This is a genomic window from Nisaea sp. (assembly GCF_039990255.1).
Taxonomy (GTDB): Bacteria; Pseudomonadota; Alphaproteobacteria; order Thalassobaculales; family Thalassobaculaceae; genus Nisaea.
Window position 1 is genome coordinate 1 of sequence record NZ_JBDXGG010000014.1, and the last position, 2,995, is coordinate 2,995.

Here is a 2,995-nt window from a genome sequence, read left to right on the forward strand (position 1 = left end):
TGTGTCAGAGGGAAGCCAAGCATTTGGCCTCTGTCACGGCCGAGGAGCAAGCCGCCTATTTCAAATATCTTGAAGACAACAACGCGGGTAACAGCGAGTACGCGGCGCGGCGATATTTCTTCGAAAAGCCGACTGCGGACATGGCGATTTTTGACATCGAGGAATACATGGGCGGGTTTGTTCAGGACCTCTTCAGCGACAATGTCGAAAAGCAATTCAGCGACGTTGCCCAATTCATGGAGTTGCAGCGCAAAGCCTTCGACGAAAGGAAAGCGGCTTATGAGTCAGAGGGAATGACCATCATCGAGCCGGGTCACGATTGGTACATGATCGAACACAAATACCGCACGGCGGACGAGGCCGAGGAGCCTACGACTGTCATGATGAATTTCCAGTCTGGCCGCGTGACGATCAAGGCGGGCTTGGTCAAGGTCTCGCGCGGTAGTGACTCAGGGACGGTTTCGGGGCCAAAGCCGCGATATACAGCGGCACAGCTTCAACACGCCGCCGAGTTGCGGACCATCGCGGTTCAGCAAAATCTAATCTCCAATCGGCGCAAGGTGCTGGAAGTCGCAGTGCTGCAATGCATGACCGGGTTTCAGAACCAAGTCTCCCTTGCGCCGTCTCCCCGTCTCCAAGATCGCTATGGCAGCGGTATGCTGAACAGCATCGAGGAGATCGCCGCCGCATTCCTGACGAAGTTCCGTGATGCCGGTTTGTCTGCCTTGCGCTCGTCCTACTATCCGGAAGAGGGAGAGATTACAGAACCTATCCCGGCGCTGTTCAAACTCTCAGGCGACAGGGCTACGGTCTTCAAGGTTATCCGTTCGCTCACAGACGAGGAGCTGGACGGCCTTCATTCTCTGCTCGTTACAGTGACGTTCCACCAGTCCGGGGACGGGATCAAGACGGAGGAAGACGAGCACAACCTTGTCGCCATCGATGTTAAGGCGGACGTGCGGGACAGCTACCTGCCCGACGAGACATTCCTGAAACGGTACAAGTCCGACCGGCTGAAGGAAATCGCTGTAGAGAGCGGGGTCGCTCTTAGCGAAAAATCAGTCGCCAAGTCCAAGAAAGGCGATTTGGTTGCACTTCTCACCGGGTGGTTCCGTGCGGTGCCGTCAGATACACCAGCCGAGCGGGCCGACATGGCAAAGAATTGGATGGACCCGATCATGGCCTTCCCCGCCATCGATCCGGACGCGGGTGATGAAACGAGCGACGAGGACGAAGTGCAATTTCTGGAAGCTGCTGAATAGTGACTCCTACCCAACTCGGGTGCATTGATCCGGCGCCATAACCGACAGACGGCGGCTCCCTTCGGGGGGCCGCTTTTTTTGTTTCCGGGCCTATTCGCCGCCTACCTATATTCGTGAAAAGTTTCGCGCTGTTGTCGGCCGGGCCATTGGCCCGGCCGTCTTATTATTGTGCGCCCGCTCACGCGGTCGCGGCGCGAGTTTTAGTGGAAAAATCGGCCGCTTCGCGACCGATTTTGGCTTTCAATGAAAGAGAGTTGCTGTGTTGTCCAGGTTTGCTCAAACCTTGCCCATAAGCACAACCTCAATTGAAGTGGCCGTGGTCGCAGATCTGTCCTATTGACGCCTTCGCCACCCTTTGCCGACAGTATCCGTAAGGCCTCTTTCTATGATTCTCCGTCGTTCGCTCCGATTCTCCGAAATTCTCTGACTTTCTCCGACTTTCTCTAAGATTCTCCGACTTTCGGCCTTCTGTTGGGTTCTTTCTCCAAATCTCTCCAAGATTCTCCGAAATTCTCCAACTTCCCGGCCAAAATCCTTCTCTCCTTTGTCTCGTTGGCAGGATAGGTGAGGTGGGCCTACTCGTATAAACTCATAGAATCCTTTCACGCCTCCGATGGCGGCACCTGCCCTTATTCGCATGGCAAGTCATGCTCAACAGGGAATCATTTTTGTTGTTGCAAAAGCGACACAGCTGGCGCCGGCTGTGTCGATCTGCGTTTGGCCCAGCCGTTCATTTCGCGGTCTCTACGTGCCCGCAAAACAAACCGCGTGCCATCCTATCTCAACGCGCTCGGCTCGCTTAGATTGATTTAGGTATCCGCGCAGTATTCACTGCTCACAAGTGGAGGAGCGGAATATGCCGGATGTCGGCCGTAAGATCATCGACCGGGAATCCACGATCAAAATAGATCATTCATCTTATCTGCTCAAAATCGAGAGAAAAACGACCATAGCGAGGAAGCGCCATGACGACCAGAACGGCAGAGACGAACGTGACCAAAGTGACGTCGCTTGACGAACTGAACACGGCGATTCAGACCGCCAACAGTACGGCGAAGGATGCCGATACGGATCTGACGATCAGCCTGGAGGACTCGAACGGCGACGCCGTCACCATTACGCTCACGAGCGGCGATGCCATCGGAATCCTGAACTCTGCCAAGTCGGTGACCATCAAAGGGCCGTCGCGCGAAAAGTTCTCGACGATCGACGGAAACAGCGTCGCGCGCGGCTTCATCGTCGCCGCGGGTACCGTCAAATTCCGCAATCTCAAAATCGAAAACTGCGTCGCGACTGGGACGGATGGTGGGATGGGCGCTGGCGGCGCTCTCTACTTGCTCAATCCCTACGCATCGGGGCTCTCATCCCGGCCCTGGTTCTATGGGGACGGCAGCGTGATCGAAGAGGCGACGGGAATTTCGATTACGAATGCGAAAATCACGGCGTGCAGAGCCATCGGATCGGCCCCAACGGCGACTGTCTACGCAGGCGGTACTGGTGGTTTAGGAGGTAGCGGAGGATTTGGAGGGGAGTGCGGGCTTGGCAAAGTGGGTGACAACGGCGCCGGCGCACCAGCCAAGATCGTTCCGGTCATCAATGGCAATCAGTTGGCGCCTTCGGGATACGGAGGAACGGGCGGTGGCGGAGGATATGGAGGGGAGTGCGACGTGCGCTATGCGAGCGAAGGCGGTGCTGGTGGGGGCGGTGGTGCCGGGCTCTTCGGTGGCGGCGGT

The 2,995-nt window shown here is 56.5% G+C and carries 1 protein-coding gene and 1 pseudogene; both read left to right on the top strand.

What is annotated here, in order from left to right:
* Positions 1-1,262 (top strand): hypothetical protein (locus ABJ076_RS09305; protein ID WP_348290064.1); only part of this gene is annotated, 1,262 nt, incomplete at its 5' end.
* A 965-nt stretch (positions 1,263-2,227) separates the two neighbouring features.
* Positions 2,228-2,995: pseudogene (locus ABJ076_RS09310) on the top strand (hypothetical protein); the annotation flags it as partial.